At 57.1% G+C, this 23,470-nt stretch carries 20 protein-coding genes; 15 read left to right on the top strand and 5 right to left on the bottom strand.

What is annotated here, in order from left to right; translation table 11 throughout:
- Positions 1–198, bottom strand: a complete 198-nt coding sequence (locus PSTAB_RS21940) for a DNA-binding protein (protein WP_148263441.1) — start codon at positions 196–198, stop codon at positions 1–3.
- A 39-nt stretch (positions 199–237) separates the two neighbouring features.
- Here PSTAB_RS21940 and PSTAB_RS13870 point away from each other — a divergent pair, with 39 nt between their 5' ends.
- A complete protein-coding gene (locus PSTAB_RS13870; RefSeq protein WP_013983409.1) occupies positions 238–1,218 on the top strand; it encodes an IS5-like element ISPst7 family transposase in 981 nt (326 codons plus the stop codon).
- 35 nt (positions 1,219–1,253) lie between these two features.
- Here the strand turns inward: PSTAB_RS13870 and PSTAB_RS21725 are convergent, their stop codons facing one another.
- The gene (locus tag PSTAB_RS21725; protein ID WP_158307521.1) at positions 1,254–1,409 is read right to left on the bottom strand and encodes a hypothetical protein; all 156 of its coding nucleotides are present in this window, start codon (positions 1,407–1,409) and stop codon (positions 1,254–1,256) included.
- A 389-nt stretch (positions 1,410–1,798) separates the two neighbouring features.
- A complete protein-coding gene (locus PSTAB_RS13865; protein WP_013983407.1) occupies positions 1,799–2,548 on the bottom strand; it encodes an SOS response-associated peptidase family protein in 750 nt (249 codons plus the stop codon).
- An 82-nt stretch (positions 2,549–2,630) separates the two neighbouring features.
- Here PSTAB_RS13865 and PSTAB_RS13860 point away from each other — a divergent pair, with 82 nt between their 5' ends.
- Both PSTAB_RS13860 and umuC read left to right on the top strand, forming a co-directional pair.
- A complete protein-coding gene (locus tag PSTAB_RS13860) occupies positions 2,631–3,062 on the top strand; it encodes a LexA family protein (protein ID WP_011914412.1) in 432 nt (143 codons plus the stop codon).
- Entirely contained in the window at positions 3,049–4,329 is a 1,281-nt protein-coding gene (umuC, locus tag PSTAB_RS13855; RefSeq protein WP_041771793.1) for a translesion error-prone DNA polymerase V subunit UmuC, read from the top strand. The genes PSTAB_RS13860 and umuC overlap by 14 nt, the downstream gene beginning before the upstream one ends.
- Before the next feature lie 40 nt (positions 4,330–4,369).
- Here the strand turns inward: umuC and PSTAB_RS13850 are convergent, their stop codons facing one another.
- Both PSTAB_RS13850 and PSTAB_RS13845 read right to left on the bottom strand, forming a co-directional pair.
- Entirely contained in the window at positions 4,370–4,723 is a 354-nt protein-coding gene (locus PSTAB_RS13850; RefSeq protein ID WP_013983404.1) for a hypothetical protein, read from the bottom strand.
- The gene (locus tag PSTAB_RS13845) at positions 4,720–5,664 is read right to left on the bottom strand and encodes an integrase domain-containing protein (RefSeq protein WP_068982038.1); all 945 of its coding nucleotides are present in this window, start codon (positions 5,662–5,664) and stop codon (positions 4,720–4,722) included. Before PSTAB_RS13845 ends, PSTAB_RS13850 begins: the two co-directional genes overlap by 4 nt.
- A 45-nt stretch (positions 5,665–5,709) precedes the next feature.
- Here PSTAB_RS13845 and istA point away from each other — a divergent pair, with 45 nt between their 5' ends.
- The 12 genes from istA to PSTAB_RS21855 all read left to right on the top strand — a co-directional run bounded on the left by istA (position 5,710) and on the right by PSTAB_RS21855 (position 23,357).
- A complete protein-coding gene (istA, locus tag PSTAB_RS13840; protein ID WP_148263440.1) occupies positions 5,710–7,209 on the top strand; it encodes an IS21-like element ISPst3 family transposase in 1,500 nt (499 codons plus the stop codon).
- Positions 7,202–8,005 (top strand): IS21-like element ISPst3 family helper ATPase IstB, encoded by an 804-nt coding sequence (gene istB / locus PSTAB_RS13835; RefSeq protein ID WP_011911830.1) that lies wholly within the window; start codon positions 7,202–7,204, stop codon positions 8,003–8,005. Before istA ends, istB begins: the two co-directional genes overlap by 8 nt.
- Positions 8,006–8,171: 166 nt before the next feature.
- Positions 8,172–9,446, top strand: coding sequence for a hypothetical protein (locus PSTAB_RS13830; RefSeq protein WP_013983401.1), 1,275 nt, complete (start codon positions 8,172–8,174; stop codon positions 9,444–9,446).
- Positions 9,447–9,472: 26 nt separating this feature from the next.
- Positions 9,473–10,171, top strand: a complete 699-nt coding sequence (locus tag PSTAB_RS13825) for a hypothetical protein (RefSeq protein ID WP_013983400.1) — start codon at positions 9,473–9,475, stop codon at positions 10,169–10,171.
- Positions 10,164–11,150, top strand: coding sequence for a hypothetical protein (locus PSTAB_RS13820; protein WP_013983399.1), 987 nt, complete (start codon positions 10,164–10,166; stop codon positions 11,148–11,150). The genes PSTAB_RS13825 and PSTAB_RS13820 overlap by 8 nt, the downstream gene beginning before the upstream one ends.
- Positions 11,151–11,333: 183 nt before the next feature.
- Entirely contained in the window at positions 11,334–12,812 is a 1,479-nt protein-coding gene (locus PSTAB_RS13815) for a Fic family protein (RefSeq protein ID WP_013983398.1), read from the top strand.
- 138 nt (positions 12,813–12,950) lie between these two features.
- Positions 12,951–14,924, top strand: a complete 1,974-nt coding sequence (gene pglX, locus PSTAB_RS13810) for a BREX-1 system adenine-specific DNA-methyltransferase PglX (protein WP_013983397.1) — start codon at positions 12,951–12,953, stop codon at positions 14,922–14,924.
- The gene (locus PSTAB_RS13805; protein WP_013983396.1) at positions 14,921–16,540 is read left to right on the top strand and encodes an AAA family ATPase; all 1,620 of its coding nucleotides are present in this window, start codon (positions 14,921–14,923) and stop codon (positions 16,538–16,540) included. Before pglX (PSTAB_RS13810) ends, PSTAB_RS13805 begins: the two co-directional genes overlap by 4 nt.
- Entirely contained in the window at positions 16,537–16,740 is a 204-nt protein-coding gene (locus PSTAB_RS13800) for a hypothetical protein (RefSeq protein ID WP_013983395.1), read from the top strand. The genes PSTAB_RS13805 and PSTAB_RS13800 overlap by 4 nt, the downstream gene beginning before the upstream one ends.
- Positions 16,737–19,733: an RNA-directed DNA polymerase gene (locus PSTAB_RS13795; protein WP_013983394.1), complete on the top strand. Its 2,997-nt coding sequence runs from the start codon at positions 16,737–16,739 to the stop codon at positions 19,731–19,733. Before PSTAB_RS13800 ends, PSTAB_RS13795 begins: the two co-directional genes overlap by 4 nt.
- Positions 19,730–21,520 carry a BREX-1 system adenine-specific DNA-methyltransferase PglX gene (gene pglX / locus PSTAB_RS21600; protein ID WP_148263417.1) on the top strand — a complete coding sequence of 597 codons (1,791 nt, stop codon included), beginning with the start codon at positions 19,730–19,732 and terminating at the stop codon, positions 21,518–21,520. The genes PSTAB_RS13795 and pglX (PSTAB_RS21600) overlap by 4 nt, the downstream gene beginning before the upstream one ends.
- Positions 21,521–21,524: 4 nt before the next feature.
- On the top strand, positions 21,525–23,357 hold the full coding sequence (locus tag PSTAB_RS21855; RefSeq protein WP_013983392.1) for a cold-shock protein: 1,833 nt from the start codon (positions 21,525–21,527) through the stop codon (positions 23,355–23,357).
- The last annotated feature ends 113 nt before the right edge of the window (positions 23,358–23,470 follow it).

The following is a 23,470-nucleotide window of genomic DNA, read 5'->3' as shown; positions in this document are numbered from 1 at the left end:
TCAAGAGTGGCCGCCCAGCCAGTTTTCGATCTCCACACGGTTATAAACGATTCGGTTGGCCGGATCGGTTCGCCAGTGCTTCCCCTCCAGCCAGAGGCCGTTGGACCGATACTTTCGGGCTGCTTCCTTGCTAATGTCAAAAGTTGACTCCAACAGGTTCTGACGGAACCAGGGAAACTCTGAAGAAGACTTCCTGATTTTGGCAAGATCCCCGGACTCCACTCACCGAGTTTTCCGATGAAGCAGATGACCTTCGCCGATGCCGAGTACGCCGGCAAGCGCAAGCAGACCCGCAAAGAGCTGTTCCTGATCGAGATGGATCGGGTGGTGCCCTGGAAGGGGCTGATAGCCCTGATCGAACCGCACTACCCCAAGGGTGAAGGCGGCCGTCCGGCCTATCCGCTGATGGCGATGCTGCGGGTGCATCTGCTGCAGAACTGGTTTGGCTACAGCGATCCGGCGATGGAAGAGGCGCTGTACGAGACCACTATCCTGCGCCAGTTCGCTGGGCTGAACCTGGAGCGTATCCCCGACGAAACCACCATCCTGAACTTCCGTCGCCTGCTGGAGAAACACGAACTGGCTGCCGGCATCCTGGCCGTGATCAATGGCTACCTGGGCGACCGAGGTTTGTCGCTGCGCCAAGGCACCATCGTCGATGCCACGCTGATCAATGCGCCGAGTTCGACCAAGAATAAAGACGGCAAACGCGACCCGGAAATGCACCAGACCAAGAAGGGTAACCAGTACTACTTCGGCATGAAGGCGCACATCGGCGTGGATGACGAGTCGGGTTTGGTGCACAGCGTAGTAGGCACTGCCGCCAACGTGGCGGACGTTACCCAAGTCGACAAGTTGTTGCATGGCGAGGAAAACGTGGTCTGCGCTGATGCCGGTTATACCGGTGTCGAGAAGCGTGCCGAACATGATGGTCGTGAGGTGATCTGGCAGGTGGCGGCACGGCGCAGCACTTACAAGAAACTGGGCAAGAGCAGCCCGCTTTACAAAGCCAGGCGCAAGATCGAGAAGGCCAAAGCCCAGGTGCGGGCCAAGGTCGAACACCCGTTCCGGGTGATCAAGCGCCAATTTGGCTATGTGAAGACGCGCTTCCGTGGCCTGGCAAAGAACACCGCGCAACTGGTGACACTCTTCGCGCTGTCGAATCTGTGGATGGCTCGACGACATTTACTGACGAATGCAGGAGAGGTGCGCCTGTAATGTGGAAAATGGCTGCTGCGAGGTGCTCGCGGCGGCTAAAAACACAGAAATAAGCGGGCGATCTGATCGTTTTTGATCGGTTGACCGCTTTCAAAATCGGCGGAGGCTGAAGTCAGCCAGAAATACAGGGCTACTTCAGACCATCCCCAGAGGCCCGGCACAACCCAGGACTGATGTTTGTAAGTGTTCATATTTACCTCGTTAGTTAGGCTGACGAGATATTTATATCACCGGCATTGGCTGCTGGAAGTTGTCTAATTGAGGGAAAATTGGATTTGGAAGAATGAGCGTGGAGATCCGATGTTTTATGATGATTTGCTGTCTGAATAGGACTGGGAATTCATGCCCTCTAGCCTGGTCGCTGTATAATGCGCTTTGGGGCAGTAAGTCAGCTGTTTTGTAAGTGACTGTATTTCTCTAGTTTTCAAAATAAAAACGCCTGATGCGTGCAGAAGCTGAATGAGTTACCACTGGCTGCTGAGGTTTGGAAAGGGTGATCTGTCTGCTGGCAGCAATTGAATAGCCCCAGCGCTCCAATAGACCCTGCGTCCTAATAGCTGACTCTCGTATGAGTAGCCGGTTAATCACTACTATCATCTAATGTTGGCCGATCGATAAGTTCGGGCCCCTCATTTCGCACGTTCCCGACGTCCTTTCCCACCGGACGCCACTCGAACTCCTCCACGCACAAACCATGCTTTAGTGCGAGCTCTTCAGCCTCGCGCGGCGGTAAATCCGAGGACATCCAGTGAGCCGCGTACTCCGGCGTTAGAACCAGTGGACGCCGATCGTGAATATCGAGCATGCCGGCAGCGCTGGATGACGTAATGACAACAAAGCCGTCGCCGTCTCGCGGTTCCAGCGAGCCGCCTCGCTGAAACCGCCCGAGCGCAGCGAAAAACATCGGCTCGCCGCTACGGAGCGTGATGTAGTAGGGCTGTTTGATCTTCGGATTCTCCGCGTCCTTCTTCCACTCGTACCAACCATCAGCGGGCACTATTGCACGGCCTGTTTGCCAGATATCGCGAAAGAATCTGCTAGTCGCGGCCGTTTCCACTCTGGCATTTATCGCTGGTGGTCTCTTCCCCTGTGCCCACAATGGAGCGTAACCCCACTTGACCGGCTCCATGCGCAGGCCATCATCGTCCTGGTGCAGGAGCTGAACCAGTGATTGCGGACACACGTTGTAGCGTCCGATTGGCTCAGGATTCACGCTGCCACGCAATGGCAATGGCAATGGCAATGGCAATGGCAATGGCAAGGGCAGCTGCATCGCGATCTTGTCCAGGTACTCATAGGCGATTCGGTACTGAGCGAAACGTCCACACATGGGTGCCCCCGCACATCTGGTTCAATTGACCGGACTCTAGCTTCAGAATACTGTATATGCATACAGTTATGAGGTCTGTGCCATGCCCGTCCATATGTTGGGACCTGCTGCTCCCGCCACAATTGCACTGCCGTTTTTCAGTTTCTGCGTGCCCGCCGGATTCCCGAGCCCAGCGCAGGACCACATGGAGGGGAGCATCTCGCTCGACGAGCTGATGAACATCCGAGCTCCGCATACCTACCTGGCGCGCGCAGACGGGGAGAGCATGATCCAGGTCGGCATTTTCGACCGAGACATTCTGATCATCGACCGGGGACGGGAGGCAGAAAAAGGGGAGGTGATCATCGCAGCGCTGAATAACGAGCCTCTGGTCAAGATTTTCGACCGAGCCGGCAGCCAGGTCATTCTGCGCTCGGCTAATCCGAAGTTCCCGCCGCGGTACCTCCTCGAAAGCGAAGAACTCTACGTATGGGGCGTGGTGTCATACAGCATCCGAATCCATGGCAAGTACTGAGCGGGCCATCGCCCTCATTGATTGCAACTCGTTCTACGCCAGCTGCGAGCGTGTCTTTCGACCAGACTTGCGCCGTACGCCTATCGTCGTGCTTTCGAACAATGACGGCTGCGTGATCGCGCGCTCGGCCGAGGCAAAGCAGCTCGGTATCAAAATGGGCGTGCCGTATTTTCAGATCCGGCGCGACCTGGAGCGTTGGGGCGTTGTGGTGTTTTCCAGCAATTACGCGCTGTACGGCGACATGAGCGAGCGCGTCATGACGGTCATCGAGAGCCTGGTGCCTGCGGTTGAGGTGTACTCAATCGACGAGTCGTTTGCCGACCTTACCGGTGTGCCAGACGTCGAAGTGCTCGGCAGGCGGATCCGCGCTGAGGTACTGCGCAGCACAGGTATCCCGGTCGGGGTGGGCATTGGGGGGACCAAGACGCTCGCCAAGTTGGCGAACCATTCAGCGAAGCGCTGGCAGAAGCAGACGGGTGGGGTAGTGGACCTTCTCGACCCGGTGCGGCGCGACAAGGTGCTGCGCGTGACTGACGTCGGCGATGTATGGGGTGTCGGTCGCCGGATGACCGAGCACCTGAACAGGTTGGGCATACGTACTGCTTGGGATCTAGCTAGCGCGGATGCCTGGACCCTGCGCAAAAAATTCAGCGTGGTCATCGAGAAAACCGCACGCGAACTGCGCGGGACGCCGTGCCTCGATCTGGAGGAGGTCGCGTCACCCAAACAGGAGATCTGCTGCTCGCGGATGTTCGGCAAGCGCCTGCGCGAGCTTGAGCCAATCAAGGACGCAGTGGCGGCATATGCCGCTCGGGCCAGCGAGAAGCTGAGGGCACAGCAGTCCATGTGCAAGCGCGTCCGAATCAGCATCCGTACCGGCATGTTTAATCCCGACGAGCCCAAGTTCGCGAAAGGCGTCGTGTGTGAGCTGCCGTATCCCACCAACGACACCCGCTACATCATCCGGGCGGCGATCGCTGGGTTGGAACACATCTATCGCGATGGCTTTTCGTTCAGCAAGGCAGAGGTCCTGCTGATGGACCTCTGCCAGCGCGGCGAGTACACCGACGATCTATTCGCCCAAACCCAGCCCGCCGCGTCGGAGCGCGTTATGGGCGTGCTCGATGCAATAAACGCCAAGTGGGGCCGCAACACCCTCCGGCCCGGCCGGGTAACCACCGCGCCAGACTGGGGCATGCGACGGGAGATGATGAGCCAGAGTTTCACTACCAGGCTGGATCAGTTGTGGGTGGTGCGGTGCGACTAGGCGAGCCTCACGTCAGACGGCTAGGTTTACACACGGCCTGTTAACTGCGTCGCTTGGTTTTGATCGCCTTACAAGTCTCCGGGCGACCACCTTTCCTCGAATCCTTTGTCATGTTCAGCGCGCTTTGCCAGTGAAGGCTACCGCCTAGCGCAGCTACCAGTAGGGCCATGCTTCGCTTGTAGTCCGACCGAGTGGCATCCGCAAAGCCTTGTTTGATGAGCCACATGTCGTGTAGCCAGCAGAGATGCTTCAGTTTTACCTGTTCGGGATGTTTGAGATGCGGGAAACGCTCCGCCATGGCGTTGAGCATCACTTTGATTCTGGTCGAGTGACGCCGCTGATGGAGCGGTGACAGGCCGTTCCAGCGAATCCTGGCCAGAATATGGCTGATCACGATGACGACTCCACAGCTCTTCTGTACGGCTTCCTGCCGATATAAGCGACACTGGTTCGGTGCTCGCCGTGTCCTGACTGGAGTGCGACCTGGGCTCTCGCTTCTGTGTCTCGCCCAGCGTCAAGACTTAGCCCGCGTACGGGCGCTGGTTGGCCAGAAATCGATTCGTATACCTCAATCATTCGAGCTGCCCGGAGATCGTGAAAGCAACGAATACCGCATGCCTTCAGCACAGGGCGTGCCGTTTTTGCCACGGTATCCAAGAAGCCCTTGAAGGTCTCGTCTTCCGCCAGCAAATTGGCCGATCCGTCCGGTCGCACTTTGAGCGCGAAATAGAGAGCATGTAGTTGGCGATCGCCGATCGGAATGCGTCGGGAGGCGCATCGTCGCCCGCCTTTTGTCCCTTCTAGGATTGCCACATTGCCCGAGTTCGCTTCGCGCTTCATACGGTTTAGGTCGCCCAGGACCGCCTCGCGATACCGCATGCCAAACGCTCGGGCTAGCAGAACGACTGCAGCTGCACGCTCGTTGCCCCCGGATTTCAACTTCTCTACAACTTCTTCCACTTGGCTCCAGTTTCCACCAGGCATAACGGTTCTTACCTGACTGCGGAGGCCCACAGCTTCTGCCGGAGCGATCCAGACTGCGTGATCCCTGCGAAATCCGTGCATCACTGTATTCACGGAGGAGAGCAGGTTCTGTGCGTAGCTCAATTTCATCTGGCCAGTGGAAGCAAGGCCGTACAGTATTTCCGCATAGCTTTCGAGGTGAGGCTGTTGAATATGCCTGGCATCCACGATTTGAAAGTCGGTACGCAGAAAAGCGACGAAGCGGCAAAAACGAACATGGTGTGCATGCCTGGTTTGATGGTTGTTGCCGCTGACCGAAAACTGACCCAGTAGAGGCTGTTCTGCCGACTGAAAACTGACCCAGGTGTTCAACTGCTTCTGCTCAATTTTTGAGCAGGAGAACACAGGGTGATCAGTATGGAAATGATGGGCAAAATCCGCCGGATGTATTTCCGCGACAAGCTGTCGCTGCATGAGATAGCCAAGCGCACCGGGTTGGCGCGCAACACGATTCGCAAGTGGGTCAGAGCACCTGAGGCCAAGCCGCCGGTCTACCAACGCCGCGCGATCTTCAACAAACTCAGCCCTTTTCACACCACGCTGGAGCAGGCGCTAAAGGCCGATTCGCTGCGGCCCAAGCAACAGCGGCGCAGTGCCAAGGCGCTGTTGGCGCAAATCAAAGCCGAAGGTTATGACGGTGGCTACAGCCAGCTCACCGCGTTTATCCGTGCCTGGCGAGGGGGACAGGACAAGGCGTCGCAGGCCTTTGTGCCACTGACCTTTGCTCTTGGCGAGGCGTTTCAGTTTGACTGGAGCGAGGAAGGCTTGCTGGTCGGCGGCATTTACCGGCGTATGCAGGTGGCACATCTGAAGCTGTGTGCCAGCCGTGCGTTCTGGCTTGTGGCGTATCCGAGCCAGGGCCATGAGATGTTATTTGACGCCCATACACGCTCGTTCGGCGCCTTGGGCGGCGTGCCGCGCCGGGGCATCTACGACAACATGAAGACCGCCGTCGACAAGGTCAATAAGGGCAAAGGCCGGGCGGTGAATGCACGCTTTGCGGTGATGTGCGCGCATTACCTGCTTGATCCGGACTTCTGCAACGTCGCCGCTGGTTGGGAAAAGGGCATCGTTGAAAAGAACGTGCAAGACAGCCGCAGGCGTATCTGGCTAGACGCCCAGGACTGCCAGTTTCACTCCTTCGAGGAACTCAATGCCTGGCTGGGCCAGCGCTGCCGCGCGCTTTGGAACGAGCTGACGCACCCTCAATACAGCGGTCTGAGTGTGGCCGAAGTGCTGGAGTTGGAGCACGCTGAACTGATGCCTGTGCCAGCGCCATTCGACGGTTACGTCGAGCGGCCTGCGCGGGTCTCCAGCACCTGCCTGGTCAGCGTCGGGCGCAACCGCTACTCGGTGCCGTGTGAGTACGCGGGTAAGTGGGTCAGCAGCCGTTTGTATCCGACGCGAATCGAGGTGGTGGCTGACGACGCGCTGATCGCCAGCCATGTCCGCTTGCTGGATCGCGACCAGGTCAGCTATGACTGGCAGCACTACCTCCCGCTGATCGAACGCAAGCCCGGTGCGCTGCGCAACGGCGCGCCCTTTGCTGATCTGCCGGCGCCGCTGCGTCAGCTTAAGCACGGTCTGGGGCGTCATGCCGGCGGTGACCGGATCATGGCGCAAGTTCTGGCTGCCGTACCAGTCGCCGGGCTCGATGCGGTGCTGGTGGCTGTTGAGCTGGTACTGGAAAGCGGCAGCCTGAGCGCCGAACACATCCTCAATGTCGTGGCGCGCCTGGCCGCGACCGAACCACCACCCAGCGTCGAAACCCACTTGTCGCTCAAGGAAGCCCCCGTCGCTAACACGGCGCGCTACGACCGCCTGCGTGGCCAGGCCGAGGAGGTCGGTCATGCGTGATTTGATGGCGGAACTCAAGGAGCTGCGCCTGCACGGCATGGCCACGGCCTGGGCGGAGTTAACTGCACAGGGTGAGTCGAACACAGCCTCGTCCAAGTGGCTGCTCGAACACCTGCTGGAACAAGAGCACACAGATCGCGCCATGCGCTCGGTGAGCCACCAGATGAACATGGCCAAGCTGCCGATGCACCGCGATCTGGCCAGCTTCGATTTCAACGCCTCTAGCGCCGACGCACGCCTGATCAGCGAGCTGGCCAGCCTGGCCTTTACCGACACCGCGCAGAACGTGGTGCTGATCGGTGGGCCAGGCACCGGTAAAACCCACCTAGCCACCGCGCTGGCCGTGTCCGGCATCACCCGGCACGGTAAGCGCGTGCGCTTCTACTCCACGGTCGATCTGGTCAATCTGCTGGAGCGCGAAAAACACGACGGCAAAGCCGGGCGGATCGCCCAGGCACTGCTGCGCATGGATCTGGTCATCCTCGACGAACTGGGTTATCTGCCGTTCAGCCAGGCTGGCGGTGCGTTGCTGTTTCACCTGCTGTCCAAGCTGTACGAACACACCAGCGTGGTGATCACCACCAACCTGAGCTTCGCCGAATGGTCGAGCGTGTTCGGCGACGCCAAGATGACCACCGCCCTGCTGGATCGGCTGACCCACCACTGCCACATCGTCGAAACCGGTAACGAGTCCTATCGCCTGCAACACAGTAGCTTGGCGGCCCAGGCCAAGATCAAATCACGGGAGCGAAAGCGTAAGGGCGGCCAGGAACCGGAGGACGATGAGCCGTTCTGATTTCATGGCGACGACGGCCTGCTGCATGGCTGCATGTGGCAGGTCTTCAACAGCTGAACTGGGACAGCGAGGGAGTGGGTTCAAAAGCAGCTGCGCTGGTAGACTTATCCACAGTTGCTGGTAACAAAATCAGCAATCCGCCCTGGGTCAAATTTCAATCGGCAGGGTGGGTCAATTTTCCATCAGCGCCAACATGTCAGACATCGTCGAGCGCTTCAACAAGCGTCCGTTCGGCTGGCCTGATGGCGAAATCCTCCTGTTGATCGGCCGCCTCGCTGCCGCCGGGCGGATTTCCTTCCATGTTGCTGGCCCCAGCCTCGCATTGCCGGATGCTTTCGAATACCTGACCAACAGCCGCAAGCGTCGGGAAATCTCGGTGCAGAAAAAGCGCCAGACCGATGAGGTATTGCTCAAGAAAGCCCGCAATCTCAGTCAGGATCTGTTCAACGCCCTAGGCCCGGCCGGTGAGAAAGAGCTCTATGCCTTCTACCGCAGCCGCCTGGAAACCTGGCTCTCCGAACTCAAGAGTTACAAGAGCAAGGTTGATGTCGGTCGCTTCCCAGGCAAAAGCACAATCGAGAAGTCTCTGCTGACCCTACAGCGTCTGCTGGGCAACAGCGATAGCGTCGACTTCTTCAAGGAGGTGGTCGACAACCAGAACGACTACCTCGACCTCGAAGAGGATTACCGCGACCTCAACGAATTTTTCACCAACCAGTTGCACAGCTGGCAGCAGCTGCAACAGGCCCTGCGTCGCTTCGAAAAAAACCGCAACGCCCTGGAGAAGAATGACAGTGCCCGCAAGGCAATGGCCGAACTTCAGGCCATCGAAAGCCATGCCAGCCCATACAACCAGCTGCACAAAATCTCTGGTTTGGTAGAAACCGTTGAGACAGTCAACGTCAGCATCCTCACCGAACAGCGCGAGCAGGCGCTGGCAGCGATAGACCAGAAGATCGCCCTGCTGCAGGCCGAAATCGCCAAGAGCGGCATCGAAAGCGCTGAGCTAAGCAATCGCCTACTGCGCCCACTGCAGCTGCTTAAAGCCGAAGCCGAGACTGAAACCAGCCTGGCCCACATTTACCAACTGGAAAGCCAAACCGCCGAAGAGCGCCTGCAAGACGGCATCTTCGAGCTGGAGCGCGCCATTCAAGCCGAGGTGGATCGCCAGCAAAAGCTGCAGCAGCAAGCTGAAAAAGCCGCGCAGCAAGCGGCCCAAGGTAGCAACCAGGTCAAGGAAGAGCGCACGCCGCCTCCCGTTCCGGTCAAGCCTGTCGCCCCACCCAAGCCAGTGGTCGAAATTGCGGCCACCAGCGTTTTCAACAAGCTGGGTAATGGCGTCTACCTTGAGGCCCAGGCCGACGTGGATCGTTTCCTCAGCGCCTTGAAAGCAGAGCTAGATGCACAGATTCAACAAGGCAAACGTATTCGGCTGCGCTAGCCAGACACCAAGGATTGGAGCGTTGTATGGACAGACTGGAAAAGATAGAAGCCCGCCGACTGATTCTGAGTTGGAAGGACCGCTGGACGCAGACAACACAGCAGCGCCTCGAAGTCGAGTCGCGGCAGCTGCAGGGCGAGCTGCACGCCAAAATCGACCAAATCAGTTTTTGGGATGCACTTTTTTCCGGCCGGTATCTGCGCAACACCATTCAGCCGCTCTTTACCGAGTGGTGCCAAACCAAAGCCACGGAATTGAGAATGGCGGCAGAGCAAGACCTGCAATCAGTCGTAGCGCGAGCCATCCCCGAAGAGGATTTCACCCCCTCTCTGGACGGACATAGCAGCAAGAGCACACTGCTGGATGTAGGCACTGCAGCTATTTCAACCGGCGTTGCTGCAGCAACTATTCCAGCGGTTGTCGCCTTTTCTACAGCCACTGTATCGGTAGGTGGTCTGCTTGGGTTTCTGGGCGTCACCACGACGGTACTCGTGACACGTAACTTAATCGCCGGCCTGGTAGTCCTGGGGTTCCTATTCCTGATAGCCCTACTGCGCTTCAAAAGCATCAAGCGCAATGCCCGCAGCCGCCTGAAGGCCAGGGTCGACAAACAGATCATCAAGAAAATCCACTTCAGCAAAAAAGAACGATCACTGGCGATGGGTATGACCAAAATGCTCGAAAACACCGCGGACACGTTGATCAAGGAGCTGCGCCATGGTTGAGCAGATCCTGTTTGAGGTGCCCACAAAGTTTGCCAGCGGTATTGCCGATGGCAGCATCGTACGCATCGGTACGCTGCTCAAGGACAGTATGTCCGGTCAGATTATCAGCCACGTTCAGGAAACCGGCTTGGCGCAGAAGCTTCTCAGCAACGCCAGCCTCTTGCCGTTTTCCCCATTGAGCGCCCTGGACCTGGCGTCCTCTGGTTACGCCAACGTCCAGTTGCACCAACTCAAAACCATGGTGGAAGGGCTGCAGATGCTGCAGTACGCCAACATCGGCCTTGCCGCCACCGGGCTTGGGGTAAGCGTGTTGGGCTTTATGCTGATCAACCAAAAGCTCAAAGGGCTCGAAAGCGCCATCGCTCAGCTATCCAGCCAGATGGACAAGCACTTCCAAGAGCTGGCAGAAAAACACCTGCGGCATAAGTTCGCCAATATCTACGTGCTGTTTGAGCGGGCCGAACAGGCCTCGTTTTTACGCAGCCCAGCTCAGGAATGGCTGACCATTGAAGGCCTGCTCGCCATGGAAAGCGGCTTCCTAAGAAGCGAGATCGGCCATCACCTGACCCAGAACAGCTTCCACTACGACTGGTTCAATAAAATGACCAGCGCGCTGGCAATGTGTAATGCCGCTCGCATTCAGTGCCTGCTGCAAGCCAACGAGATGAGCGCCGCTCAGCATGCCTCCACGGTTATTGCCGATAACTACAGCGACCTGTTTGACCCGCTCAGCGCCACACAACTTGCGGCAAGAATGACCGAAGCGGAACAAGACTCGCGAGAGGATGACCTGCACCTGTTCAAGTCCAACCAAGCCAAAGCAGCGCAGGTAATGTTGGGCCTACGCGAGATGACCGATGCCGCGATGACGCAACCGTTGCTGCTCGAACATCTCGGAAGCAGAGAAATCAGTGGCCAGGCTTACCTGAACGCAGTCAACGCTCAGGATCAACATCCCATCATTCTGTTGACCCCATAATGCCGCTCTAAGGCCAAGGCATGGCGCACTCCAAAGCGCCTGCCTTATGCCAGTAAACACATCAGGATTCGTGAAATAGGCCGCCGCACAAAAAAAATGGTAATAATGCCAATCTGCGCAATAAAAAAAGGATTCGCACAAAGTTTCCTAAGCGCAAAACGGTATTCAAGAAGGAACTGAGCCATGCAACCGGTCGGGTACAACCGCCTGCTTCAGGAGTCGACAGTCAAGGCGCTGCCACCTGCGCGCCTGGCGGAAGTCCGTGCGGTCACCCGCAAGGAAGTCATCGGCCAAACCCTGGCAGTGCCCGCCAGCATGGCACCGGCCGACGACAATCTGCTCGGTCATATCCTGTTCGCTCTAAAGCACGAGGGCGTTGACCTGGCCATCCTGGCCCAGTGCCTGCCGCTGATTACTGAACCCGAGCTCCGCGCCGCTATTGAGGCCAGCCCAACCAGCCAGTACCTGCGTAAAGCTGCGTACTTGTGGGAGCACTTCACCGGTCAGTGCATCCAGCATCAGGCGGGCAACCTGCGCACCGCCTACGTGCCACTCTTTGATCCCGCTCAGTACATCACAGTTACAGGGGCGAAGAATAACCGTTGGCGCGTGCTGTTCAACGGCATCGGTAGCCTCGACTACTGCATCACCCTGCGCCGTACCGATGCGCTGCAGACGCTGCTGAATCGCAACCTGCTGCAACAAGCCACCGAGTTCAGTGAATCGCTGCCCCGCGACATCCTCAACCGCGCCCTGGCTTGGGCCTACCTGCACGAAACCCGCGATTCCTACGCAATCGAGAACGAAACCCCCAGCGAAGACAAAGCTGGCCGCTTCGTTGACTTGCTCAAGCAGGCCCACCAGCCCCGCCAGCTAGATGAAGACTATTTCGTCGAGCTGCAAAACGCCGTCATCAGTAACCCTTATGCCCAGGCTGCTGCATTTCGTCATCAGCAGAACTACCTCAGCAACGGCCTGCGCGGCACACTCGGCGTCACCTATCTACCGCCACCGCCCGAGCTCGGCCGCGAGTTGATGGAGCAGCTGATTCAACTGGCCAACCAGCCGCCCGAAGACCTCGACCCGCTGTTGCTGGCCAGCATTGTCTCGTTTGGCTTTGTGTTTATTCACCCTTTTATGGATGGCAACGGCCGCCTGTCACGCTTTCTCTTCCATCAGGTGCTCTGCCAGCGCGGCGCGCTCAAGCACGGCCTGCTGCTGCCGGTATCCGTAGCCCTGCGCCAGAACGAGGCCGACTACCTGGCCACCCTGCAGGCGTTCTCCGAACCGGCGCGGCGTTTCTGGGACGTGACCTTTATCGACGAGGGCCAGTTCGCCTTCGACTTCACCGGCCACGAAGCGCTTTACCGTTACTGGGACGGCACCGCCTGCGCCGAATTTATGCTGCGCGCCACCGAACAGGCGCTCGAACGCCACCTCAAGGAAGAAACCCAGTTTCTTAATCGCTACGACGCCATCTACCGCCGTATCGATCAGCAATTCGACATACCCAACAGCACCCTCGCGCGGCTGGTGATGTTCTGCCTCGACCAAAACGGCACGCTCTCGCAAAACCGCCGCAAGCAATACCAGCATCAGGTACCGGAAGCCGTCTTCGATGCCCTGGAATCCGCCTGGCGCGAGGTCATCAACCATGACTAAACCCGCAGAGCACCCGCAGGCCAATCAGGCAATTGGCCGCAACCGAATCAGGCAATCAGCCACCCGCCGGCCGCTTGAACAGCGGTCCGCCCAAATACCATTCAGCGCACTGAACAGCTGCCCTATTCAGGACACCCCATGAACACCAACGCCATCAAACGCTACGCCCCCAAAGCCAGGACGGCGTTCATAGCTGCCATGAGCAAGCGTGCTGCCCTGTTCGGCATTCGCGAATCCACTGTGCCGTCGCTCGGCATTGCTCCGCTGGAGATCAAGGGTGACTTGGCCCTGATCACCGATAGCACCGGTACCCAGCGAGCATTTCCTGCCAGCATCGCCCGACCGCGTGCCGCACTGGCGCAGAAGGTCGAACAGCTCGGCTTCGCCCAGACCATGGAGCAGGCCGCCTACAGCTGGTTCAACCGTCTCTGTGCACTGCGTTACATGGAGATCAAGGGTTACCTCGATCATGGTCGCCGTGTGCTCAGTGCCGCCGATGGCAATGCCGGCATGCCGCAGATCCTCGAAGACTGCCTGGACATCGAACTGGAAGGCCTCGACAAGGCCCACATCACCGAACTCAAGCTCGACGGCAATAAGGACGAGGAACTCTACCGCGAACTGCTGCTGGCCCAATGTCAGGCCCTGCATCAGGCCATGCCCTTCCTGTTCGAAGCCGTGGACGATGCCCTCGAACTGCTGCTGCCGGACAACCTGACCAAGACCGACTCGCTGATCCGCGAGCTGGTTGCTGCCATTCCTGAGGAGGACTGGCAGGACGTCGAGATCATTGGCTGGCTCTATCAGTTCTACATCAGCGAGAAGAAGGACCAGGTGATCGGCAAGGTGGTGAAGAGCGAGGACATCCCCGCCGCCACCCAACTGTTCACCCCCAACTGGATCGTCCAGTACTTGGTGCAGAACAGCCTCGGTCGCCAGTGGCTGCAGACCTACCCGGACTCGCCGCTCAAGGACAAGATGCCCTACTACGTGGCCACCGGCGAGCAGCCGCCCGAAGTGCAGGCGCAACTGGCCGCCAGCACCCCGGAGAGCATCGACCCGCTGAGTCTTAAGGTGCTCGACCCGGCCTGCGGCTCCGGCCACATCCTGGTCGAGGCCTACCAGCTGCTCAAGGAGATCTACACCGAGCGCGGTTTCCGCAGCCGCGACATTCCGCAATTGATCCTCGAAAACAACCTATGTGGTCTCGATATCGACGACCGCGCCGGCCAGCTCGCCGGCTTCGCGCTGATGATGCTGGCCCGCGAGGACGACCGCCGCATCTTCAGCCGCGAACTTAAGCTCAACGTGCTGGCCCTGCAGGAAAGCCGCCACCTCGACCTCGACGCCCTCTGGCGCGCCCTCAACCTGACCAGTGACTGGCAGCGCGGCCAGTCGCAGAACCTGTTCGACAGCGAGCAGAGCAACCTCGCCGCCGCCCAGGCCGACAACCGCTACCAACTGCTCAGGTCCACCTTGGGGCGCTTTACCCAGGCCAAGACCTTCGGCTCGCTGATCGACGTGCCCGCCGAGGATGCCCAGCCGCTCGGCGAGCTGCTGCAGAAGCTGCGCCAACTGGCCGGGGAGGGCGACTCCATGCAGAGGCCCGCCGCACAGACGCTGCTGCCCTATGTGCAGCAGGCCTGGATCCTGGCGCAACGTTACGATGCCGTGTTCGCCAACCCGCCTTATATGGGCAGCAAGGGCATGAACGCCGACCTCAAGGAGTTTGCCAAAAAGGCCTACCCCAACAGCAAGTCGGATCTGTTTGCCATTTTCATCGAGCGAGGTTTTGAGCTGCTCAAAGATTACGGCTTCAACGCGATGGTCACGATGCAGAGCTGGATGTTCTTGTCCTCATACGAGGGCTTGCGTATGAAGCTGCTGCGTGAATCGTCCATCGAGTGCATGGCGCACATGGCCAACATGGTCATGGGCATCGCCTTTGGTACCGCAGCCACCGTGTGCAAGAAAAACGGACATTCCGCGACGCTTGGAGCCTATTGCTACGTCGAGTACGAGGACATTGGTGATGACGGCAGGCCGGTCAGCTTTCCTCCTTTGAACGAGCGCAACCTCAGGGCAGCTAAAAGCGCGGACGCCACCCAATGACCATCTCAACACCGCAATTGCAGGATTGCCTGGGAGCCAGTCGCCAGCGTTTGCAGCAGGCGCTGCTGCTTTCGCTGTTGGGGCTGTTAATGCTGCTGGCGATGCAATGGCTGCCCACGCACTCCATCCTGCTGGCTGGCCAGCAGGTCGAATCCCGCTGGCTGTATGCACTCTTGCCGGCTCTGGTTCTTGTGGTCGGGCTGGTCGCATGGGGCGGCTACCTTTTCCATCGACGCCAGCGGCGCGCTTATGCGCAGGTGCTTGCCGCGCTCAACGAAGTACTGCAAGCCCAGGAGCTGTCCGCGGCCCGGCACGCGCTGGCTGCCGCCCTGCCGCAGGCCCGCAAAAGCCCGCTGACCCGGAGCGTGCTGAACGCGCTGCAGCCCAAGCTGGACCAGCACCTGGACGAGTTAACCCGCCAACATCTGTACCGGCGGCTTGTGGCCGAGGTGGCGCGCACCCGCCGCCAATGCCAGCAACGCCTGGAAGATATCAAGAGCCGGATTCCACTCATCAAGGCTGAAACCACCCTTCGCGAAACGCATAACCGTCTGCAAAAGCGGCGTGAGCAACTCAGCGACCTGTGGGAAGAGACCTACGAGAAGTTCTCCTGGTGGAACAAGATGAAGTATTCCGGTGGTCCCGATTTTAGTGGGATCGATCAGGCGATTAACCAGCTGAATTTCATGCACAGAAAGCTGAAAACGCAGCACACCGAGGATTTTGCTCGACTCAATGCACATTTTTCCGAACTCAAGAGCCGTGCCGAAGCGCGGATCACTGCCAGTCAAAAGCAGATCGAGCAATTCATCGCGCAGGAAGTGACGCGGGAACAGGACAACGAGCTACCGCTCAAGGCGGCACTCTGGCTTTCGGCCTTGTCGGTTCCGGTTTCCCTGTGGGATGACTTCACTACTGCGGGCAACATTTACGACGCGCTGCGTAGCGTCAACGGCAACTATGCGGGCATGAGTGATGCCGAAATCTGGCTGGAGACCCTGTTCCTGCCTGCCGAACAGCTGGCCGGGCTTGCCTCCCTGACCAAGGGCGCCTATTTCGAGCAGCTGGTGGCGGCGGATACCGGCGGCACCCTGTTCGAGCACTTCAACAATCCGGGCACCGACATCATCATCGACGGGCAGGCCTTCCAGCTCAAGGCCACTGCCAGTGCGGCCTACGTCAACAGCGTAGATGCCGACATCCCGGTGATCGCCACCTCGGAAGTCGCCGAACAGACCCGCGCCATCGATTCGGGCTACAGCAATATCGAGTTGGAGAACTCGGTCGATCTCACGCTCGGCGGCTCGATAGTAGATGTCAAGGATACTGGCGTTGATGCGCTGCTCGCTGGCGTCGGCGGGCTGGGCTTCTTCGCCACCATCCAGGGCATCAACCATGCCGGTGAGCGCTACAAGAACGGTGGCGATGGCGTGGAAGCTCTCTTCGAAGGCGCTGGTGTGGCCATCGAAGGCACCGCGCGAGCCCTGGTGGGCACGGCAGAGCTGGGCTACAAGGTGCTGAGCTCCAGGCCCAGTCGCTTTATCGGCCGCACCCTGCTGGCTGGACTGAAAAAACTCGATGACAAGATGATGGAGGCTGGCAAGAAGCCTGAATGAATAGCGTCAGCCCTGAAAATCACAACCATGGCCCACCTGGGGCGCGGGCCTTCGACAGCATCAGTGGTGAGGTGGTCTCGACCACTGCCTTCGTGATCGAAAATGCCGCCTACCCGAACTATGCGGGTGCCTATATCCGGCTGGTGGATGGCAAATCCGAGGCAGAGAAGAAGGCCATGTTGCTGGAGGCCATTCAGTGACGGTTTTGCTGAAGGATCTCGGCCTCGCTTACCGCAAGGCCAAGGTCGATCTCTACTACTCGACCAACCCGTCGCTGCTCGAAATTGCCGACTATGAAGACCAGTTGGCGGGCAACTTGGAGCATCTGCGGGGGTTAATCAATGGCGCAGATGAGGCCTGGGTCGAGGATGCCGAGTTTCTAGGTGGCTGGATGCTGACACCCAAAGCCATCCAGTACGATAAAGGCGAGCTGGATTCGGGGCTGATCCTCTCTTCGCCAGAAGCCGAGTGGCGCAACGTGCTTGAGGCCAATAAAAAGCCTGTAGCTCAGTTCCGCCTGATGGCTAACTGCAGCATGAACTTTCATGTGCTGTCAGCGCTATGGATGCTGGAGGTCGGCGACCTTTTCGATAAGCAGTTGAGTGCCAATGTCTATGGCAGCCGCTTGCGTCGTAACCGTCACGACCACATCAACGAGCTGGCACTGGGCTCGTTCAAGCCCTACCTGAAGCCCTTCCGAGACTGGCGTGATGGTGGCATCGAGGCCATGCGCACCGCCCTGGCGGGCAAGAAGAATGTGCTGGCCCTTACCGCCGATGTCAGCAGCTTCTATCACGAGCTGAACCCCGGCTTCATGCTGTACAAGGGCTTTCTCAAACTGGCTGGTATCAACCTGAACAAGGCTCAGACCAAGCTCCATCGCTTGTTTATCCGCGCCATGGAGGCCTGGGCAAAGGCAACGCCATTACAGAAGGGCCTGCCCGTCGGCCTGCCCGCGTCCGCCGTGGTTGCCAATGCTGCGCTGCTCAAGCTCGATCAGTTCATCGAGCAGCAAGTGGTGCCGCTGTATTACGGGCGCTACGTGGATGACATTTTGCTGGTGATGGAAAACACCAGCGGCATCAAAAGCACGGAGCAGTTCTGGGAGTGGATCTTCAGCCGAGAGGGTGGCAATGCCCTGCTCAAGAGTGACCCGGGCAAAAAGAGCATCTTGTTCGCGCCAAGCTACCTCAAAGGCAGCCGCATTGCGTTTGAAAACAGCAAGAACAAGCTGTTCATTCTCTCCGGTGCGTCCGGTGTAGCACTGGTCAACGCCATTTCCGAGCAGATCAATCGGCGTGCTAGTGAGTGGCGTGCTCTGCCGGATCTGCCGGACTCGCCCGCTAGCGTAGCCACCGATCTGCTCAAGGCCACCAATCATGCAGGTGAGCAGGCCGACAACCTGCGCAAGACCGATGCCTTGACCCTGCACCGTGCCGGTTTTGCCCTCAATCTGCGCGACTACGAAGCTTATGAGCGTGATCTACCGCCGGAGGCCTGGCAGCAGCACCGCCATGCTTTTCTCAGGGCGGTCATTAACCACTTGCTGACGCCAGCCAAATTCTTCGAGCTGGCTCAGTATCTGCCACGCATTATTCGCATGGCCATGGCCTGCGAGGACTTCGAGCAGCTCGGTCAACTCATCAGGGCGCTGGATACTCTGGTGGTAACGGTGGAGAGGGACTGCAAATTCGAGATCAAGGCGCAGTCTAATGAGGCGCCCCTAGTTGAGTGCTCGGAACGCTGGCGCCTAGCACTGGCCTTGTCAGTGTACGAAAGCATTCTGTCGGCGTTCCCATCACGGCTGAGCAAGACCGGCGCTGCAGGCTGGAAGAAACTTCTGACTGGACTCGAAGCCAGCCTGCATTATGTGGGCTCGGCACTGGGCGGTTTGCTGGACAACGTGCGCGAGCTGCAAAAAGACCAGGCGCGCCTCTTCAGTTACGACCTGGCACACATGCCCTTGCGCTTCGCTAGCCTGCCCAAGGAGATGATTAGTCAGCGCGGTATTCCGTCACGCAAGAGACTCACCAGTTCAGACACTCTGGGTCTGCTGCCTGACGAAGTAGTCGATGGCATCAGTACGCTCTCTGGTTGGCTCAACTTCAAGCACGGCACACCGAATGGTCTCATCTTCGCCACCCGACCCTTCAGCCTCAACGAGCTGTACCTGATCGCCCCCGATCCATTCAACACCCGACACTGTGACGCGTTGGGCAAGGTAGTCCGGGCTCTGCGTGGCTTCGATCTGTCTGAGGACAAGATGCCGCGCTGGGACAAGCACCCGGTACTGCATATACCAGACGGAGAGCCCAAGGCCAGACAGACCATTGCCGTGGCCAGCTGGGAAACCAGCGATCAGAGCTTTGTCGCTGCCGTCATGCGTGAACCTGAGCCGGCTAGCCGCCGCCGCTACCGGCGCCTCAATCGCCTGATCAACGAGCTGATTTCTAGGCCCGATGGTGCAGGCTACCTAGTCATGCCCGAGCTTGCCCTGCCACCGCAGTGGTTCATGCGCATCGCCGACAAGCTCAAGGGCCGTGGTATCTCCCTGATTACTGGCGTGGAATACCTTCACGTACCTAAAAGGCGCGTGCGCAATCAGGTCTGGGCCTCTCTCACCCATGATGGCCTCGGCTTCCCGTCACTGATGCTCTACCGCCAGGACAAGCAGTATCCGGCCTTGCACGAAGAGCAGGAGCTGTTCCGCCTCGCTTGCCTGGAAATGCGCCCAGCCAGCGCTTGGCAAAAGCCGCCTATCATCCAGCACGGCGACTTCCGCTTTGCCCTGATGATCTGCAGCGAGCTGACCAACATCCGCTACCGTGCAGACCTGCGCGGCAAGATCGACGCCCTGTTCGTCCCCGAGTGGAACAGCGATACCGACACCTTCAATGCACTGGTGGAGTCCGCCGCCCTGGATATCCACGCCTACATCATCCAGTGCAACAACCGCCAGTACGGCGACAGCCGCATCCGCGCACCTTACAAGGATCGCTGGAAACGCGATCTGCTGCGCGTCAAGGGCGGCAACCACGACTACTGCATCACCGGCGAGATCGACGTGCTGGCCCTGCGTCAATTCCAGTCCAGCCACCGTTCGCCCGCCAGAGACTTCAAGCCCGTCCCGGACGGGTTCAACCAGGATATGGCGCACGCGCGCAAAGCATTACCCAAGGGGAAATTGACATGAGTCAGGAACAAAGCAAGGACATGAGCCAGTATTTTTACCGGGCTTCAGCGGCGGATTTTATGAAGATTCCAGGGAGTCCGGTGGCTTATTGGGTATCTCATGAACTCAGAGCAGCATTTTCAAATGGAGAGCCATTAAAGAAAAATGGCGACACAAGACAGGGAATGGCTACGAGTGATAATGGCCGATTTCTCCGTAGCTGGTGGGAAGTGGCAATGACAAAGCTGCATACCTCCGCATCTAGTCGCGAAGAAGCAGCGCAGTGTGGTGCCAAATGGTTTCCCTACAACAAAGGGGGTGACTTTAGAAAGTGGTATGGAAATATCGAGCATGTACTAAATTGGGAAAACGATGGAGAGGAAGTAATTGGTCATGCTGCATCACTCTATGGAAGCCCCACTAGAACAATAAAAAGCATCTCAGAGTACTTCAAGCCTAGTATTAGCTGGTCGAAAATTTCCAGCGGCAACCTTGCATTACGGTACTACCCCAGCGGGTTTATTTTTGATGTGGCCGGATGCTGTATCTTCACACCAGATCATGAGTACAGATTAAAGCTAACAGGTTTCATGAACTCGTTAGTCTCTCGTCGCCTTCTTACAGCAATATCACCAACTCTTAACTTTGAAGTTGGCCACATTGCCTCTATGCCAATCATAGATTCTTTATCTCAGATTACACCCAACACAATTGAGCAGCTAATTGACCAAGCAAAATCTGACTGGGACTCCTATGAAACTTCCTGGGACTTTGTCACCCCACCCCTATTAGACACTGATGTTTTTCACCCAGTATTAAGTCGTGTTTACCAAGAAACTCGATGCAAATGGAGAAAAGAAACTCTCAAGACGCAGCTACTAGAAGAAGAAAACAATCGCGCCTTCATCACTAGTTATAGCTTACAGGCTGAGTTAGCACCTGAAGTACCATCGAATGAAGTCACCCTCACTTGTAACCCACAATACCGTTACGGGGGCAACCGCAGCGAGGAAGAGCTCGAAACCCTGCTGCAATGCGACACCCTGCGCGAACTGGTGTCCTACGCCATCGGCTGCATGATGGGCCGCTATTCGCTGGACAAGCCCGGCCTGATCCTCGCCAGCCAGGGCGAAACCCTGCAGGACTACCTGCGTCAGATCCCCTCGCCGCGCTTTGCCCCGGACGACGACGCCATCCTGCCGCTCACCGATCAGGAATGGTTCTCCGACGACGCCACCCACCGCTTTCGCGAATTCATCCGCGTGGTCTGGGGTGACGAAAACCTGCAGCAAAACCTAGACTTCGTCGCCGAGAGCCTATGCCTGCACGCCATCAAGCCCAAGAAGGGCGAGAACAGCCTCGATACCATCCGCCGCTACCTGAGCACCCAGTTCTTCAAGGACCACCTGCGCACCTACAAAAAGCGCCCGATCTATTGGCTGTTCAGCTCCGGCAAACACAAAGCCTTCGAGTGCCTGGTCTACCTGCACCGCTACAACGAAGGCACCCTGGCGCGCATGCGCACCGAGTATGTCATCCCCCTCACCGCCAAGCTTGCCAACTATGCTGCCAAGCTGGAAAAAGACCTCGAAGCCAGCACCAGCACCGCCGAGAAAAAGCGCCTAGAAAAAGAACTCACTACCCTGCACAACCAGCAGGCCGAACTCGCCGCCTTCGACGAAAAACTCCGCCACTACGCCGACCAGCGCATCAGCCTCGATCTAGATGACGGCGTGAAGCTGAACTACGGAAAGTTTGGCGATCTGCTGGCCGAAGTGAAGGCCGTAACCGGCGGAGCTTCGGAGTAAAGCAATGACAGCAAGTGCGGGAGTCGTCAAATGGTTCGGCGGTTACAATAGTGCCAAAAATACTGAAAATAAATTTGGCTTCGTGGAGTCTATAGACGGATTCGATGTATTTCTACATGAGAGTGGATGGCTTGGCCAAGGAAGGCCAACTGCAGGTCAGCTCATTCATTTTCATCTTGAAGATCATAAAGGAAAATGGATCGCAACCAGTGCCAACGACTTGGGGGAACTCCCCCTCGATGAGCTAATTGGATTGATAACCCAGAAAAGTGGTCAATCACACGTTGCGGTGTACATTAGAATTAGAGATATCATAGCCTCTTCCATCAGTCGTAATCTATCGACCCGTACAAGGTGGCAAACAGAAAGAATCATTGATCTGATGGGGCTTGATGAACTTCTATCCATGCTGTCTGACAAGCAGGATTGGTCAAAGAATATCGAGTTTCTTGCCACAAATGGCCATATTTCTCCTCTGAAGGATATTGACTGGTTATCCTTGCCAGCAGAATACATTGCTAGAAACGTTGAAGAGGCTGCAAATCATCTGCAGTCAATCGATAATAGCGAGGCTGCACGGCTTTTTAACTCGTCTCTGGGAAAATTACCCCCTGACTTGAAGCTCTTTGGCCTACTAGCGGGCTACTTGGGGAAATATGCGCGTGGTAGGGATAAAGAACTCGAATCTATCAATGAGTATGTAAAAGATATTTATTCCGGTAAAGATTTCCCGCCTGATTATATAAAAACAAAAATCAGGAGTCTTGCTCACCTAGACGGTGGCATCATGATGCACCCTGTCATCGGTCCGACGTTCAGTTACTATCAGTTCAAAAAATACCTCTATGAAAAGGACCTGAAGTTTGTCAATCTTTACGAGCGTACCGAAAGTCTTCGATCAAGAGCTGATATTTTTATACTGAAGGAAATTTTTAGCTTGGTGCTAGCTGGGAACACGCTGGACAATGTATACGACCTGTTCATGGCGAGCTTGTGGGAAGCCATTATATCCGAAAAAATCAATCCTGAGCAGGATATAGGCGAGATACTTGAACTGTTTCCGGCATGCAGCACTCTGGAAAATCCATATCAAAAAAGCCAAAAACTTTCTTGCGAAGCTGTCTACTGGAAAAAGCAGGAAATTTATCTATGTCGTGGCAAGTCTTGTCATTATCCGAAAGTGATTCCAAATACTGGCAAAAACTATACTGAATTTAATATTTATGACTGGTTTGCTCATTACGATATAAACTATTTGCATTCCGCAGAGCCGACCGAACAAGACTTCCCCATAAAGGTTGCGGGCTACCTGAACAGGTTGAGGGAGATTTTCAAAGTAATTCATTGTCGCTGCTGCTCTTCTCTGATGATTCCAGATCTGCGCTATGCGCGTGTGGAATATATGGCAGTCGAAAATGGCAAGCTGGTCAAAAAAGACATGGCACCGGCGTATCGGCTCACGGTTTTCAAATGTCCAAATCCAAATTGCGTTGAATTCCGAAAAGGTCACTATATAAATCACTGCATGGGTCAAGGATGCTACGATATTATTGATTCGCGTGATAGCTCATTGAAGTGTGATGCTGGTCGCTACATCTGCAGGAGTTGTGCGAGTTGCTGCGGAGACCACGCAAAGAGCAATCCGATTGGCCTATGTCCCGATTGTGCTGCTCCGCTTAAACTGTACGAGTCAAAAACATATGACGCCCTACGGAACAGATACAACCGCTTCGTGAAGTGCAGTGATAATAATTGTAGTTTTACAATTGAATCAGATGACTTGGTCAGGCGTTTCTATCTACCAAGTTGCGGGCCTTTAAATCGCCAACATCAATAAGTTTGGAGCTCGGGCTAGCTTGTTCGGCGTCCCGAGGGGCCAGACTTTGTGGCTGTTCAGCGCAGACAGCGGCTGACGTATTGCATATGGCTTGAATTGTGTCGCACTTAACA

This window comes from Stutzerimonas stutzeri (assembly GCF_000219605.1).
GTDB lineage: Bacteria > Pseudomonadota > Gammaproteobacteria > Pseudomonadales > Pseudomonadaceae > Stutzerimonas > Stutzerimonas stutzeri.
Note: the sequence above shows the minus strand (reverse complement) of the source record. Positions and strands in the feature narration are given on the sequence as shown.

Excerpts from the sequence above, each read along its gene's own strand:
- PSTAB_RS13870 (WP_013983409.1), top strand. The coding sequence starts at position 238 with ATGAAGCAGATGACCTTCGCCGATGCCGAGTACGCCGGCAAGCGCAAG.
- PSTAB_RS21725 (WP_158307521.1), bottom strand. The coding sequence starts at position 1,409 with ATGAACACTTACAAACATCAGTCCTGGGTTGTGCCGGGCCTCTGGGGA.
- PSTAB_RS13865 (WP_013983407.1), bottom strand. The coding sequence starts at position 2,548 with ATGTGTGGACGTTTCGCTCAGTACCGAATCGCCTATGAGTACCTGGAC.
- PSTAB_RS13860 (WP_011914412.1), top strand. The coding sequence starts at position 2,631 with ATGCCCGTCCATATGTTGGGACCTGCTGCTCCCGCCACAATTGCACTG.
- umuC (WP_041771793.1), top strand. The coding sequence starts at position 3,049 with ATGGCAAGTACTGAGCGGGCCATCGCCCTCATTGATTGCAACTCGTTC.
- istA (WP_148263440.1), top strand. The coding sequence starts at position 5,710 with ATGGAAATGATGGGCAAAATCCGCCGGATGTATTTCCGCGACAAGCTG.
- istB (WP_011911830.1), top strand. The coding sequence starts at position 7,202 with ATGCGTGATTTGATGGCGGAACTCAAGGAGCTGCGCCTGCACGGCATG.
- PSTAB_RS13825 (WP_013983400.1), top strand. The coding sequence starts at position 9,473 with ATGGACAGACTGGAAAAGATAGAAGCCCGCCGACTGATTCTGAGTTGG.
- PSTAB_RS13820 (WP_013983399.1), top strand. The coding sequence starts at position 10,164 with ATGGTTGAGCAGATCCTGTTTGAGGTGCCCACAAAGTTTGCCAGCGGT.
- PSTAB_RS13815 (WP_013983398.1), top strand. The coding sequence starts at position 11,334 with ATGCAACCGGTCGGGTACAACCGCCTGCTTCAGGAGTCGACAGTCAAG.
- pglX (WP_013983397.1), top strand. The coding sequence starts at position 12,951 with ATGAACACCAACGCCATCAAACGCTACGCCCCCAAAGCCAGGACGGCG.
- PSTAB_RS13805 (WP_013983396.1), top strand. The coding sequence starts at position 14,921 with ATGACCATCTCAACACCGCAATTGCAGGATTGCCTGGGAGCCAGTCGC.
- PSTAB_RS13800 (WP_013983395.1), top strand. The coding sequence starts at position 16,537 with ATGAATAGCGTCAGCCCTGAAAATCACAACCATGGCCCACCTGGGGCG.
- pglX (WP_148263417.1), top strand. The coding sequence starts at position 19,730 with ATGAGTCAGGAACAAAGCAAGGACATGAGCCAGTATTTTTACCGGGCT.
- PSTAB_RS21855 (WP_013983392.1), top strand. The coding sequence starts at position 21,525 with ATGACAGCAAGTGCGGGAGTCGTCAAATGGTTCGGCGGTTACAATAGT.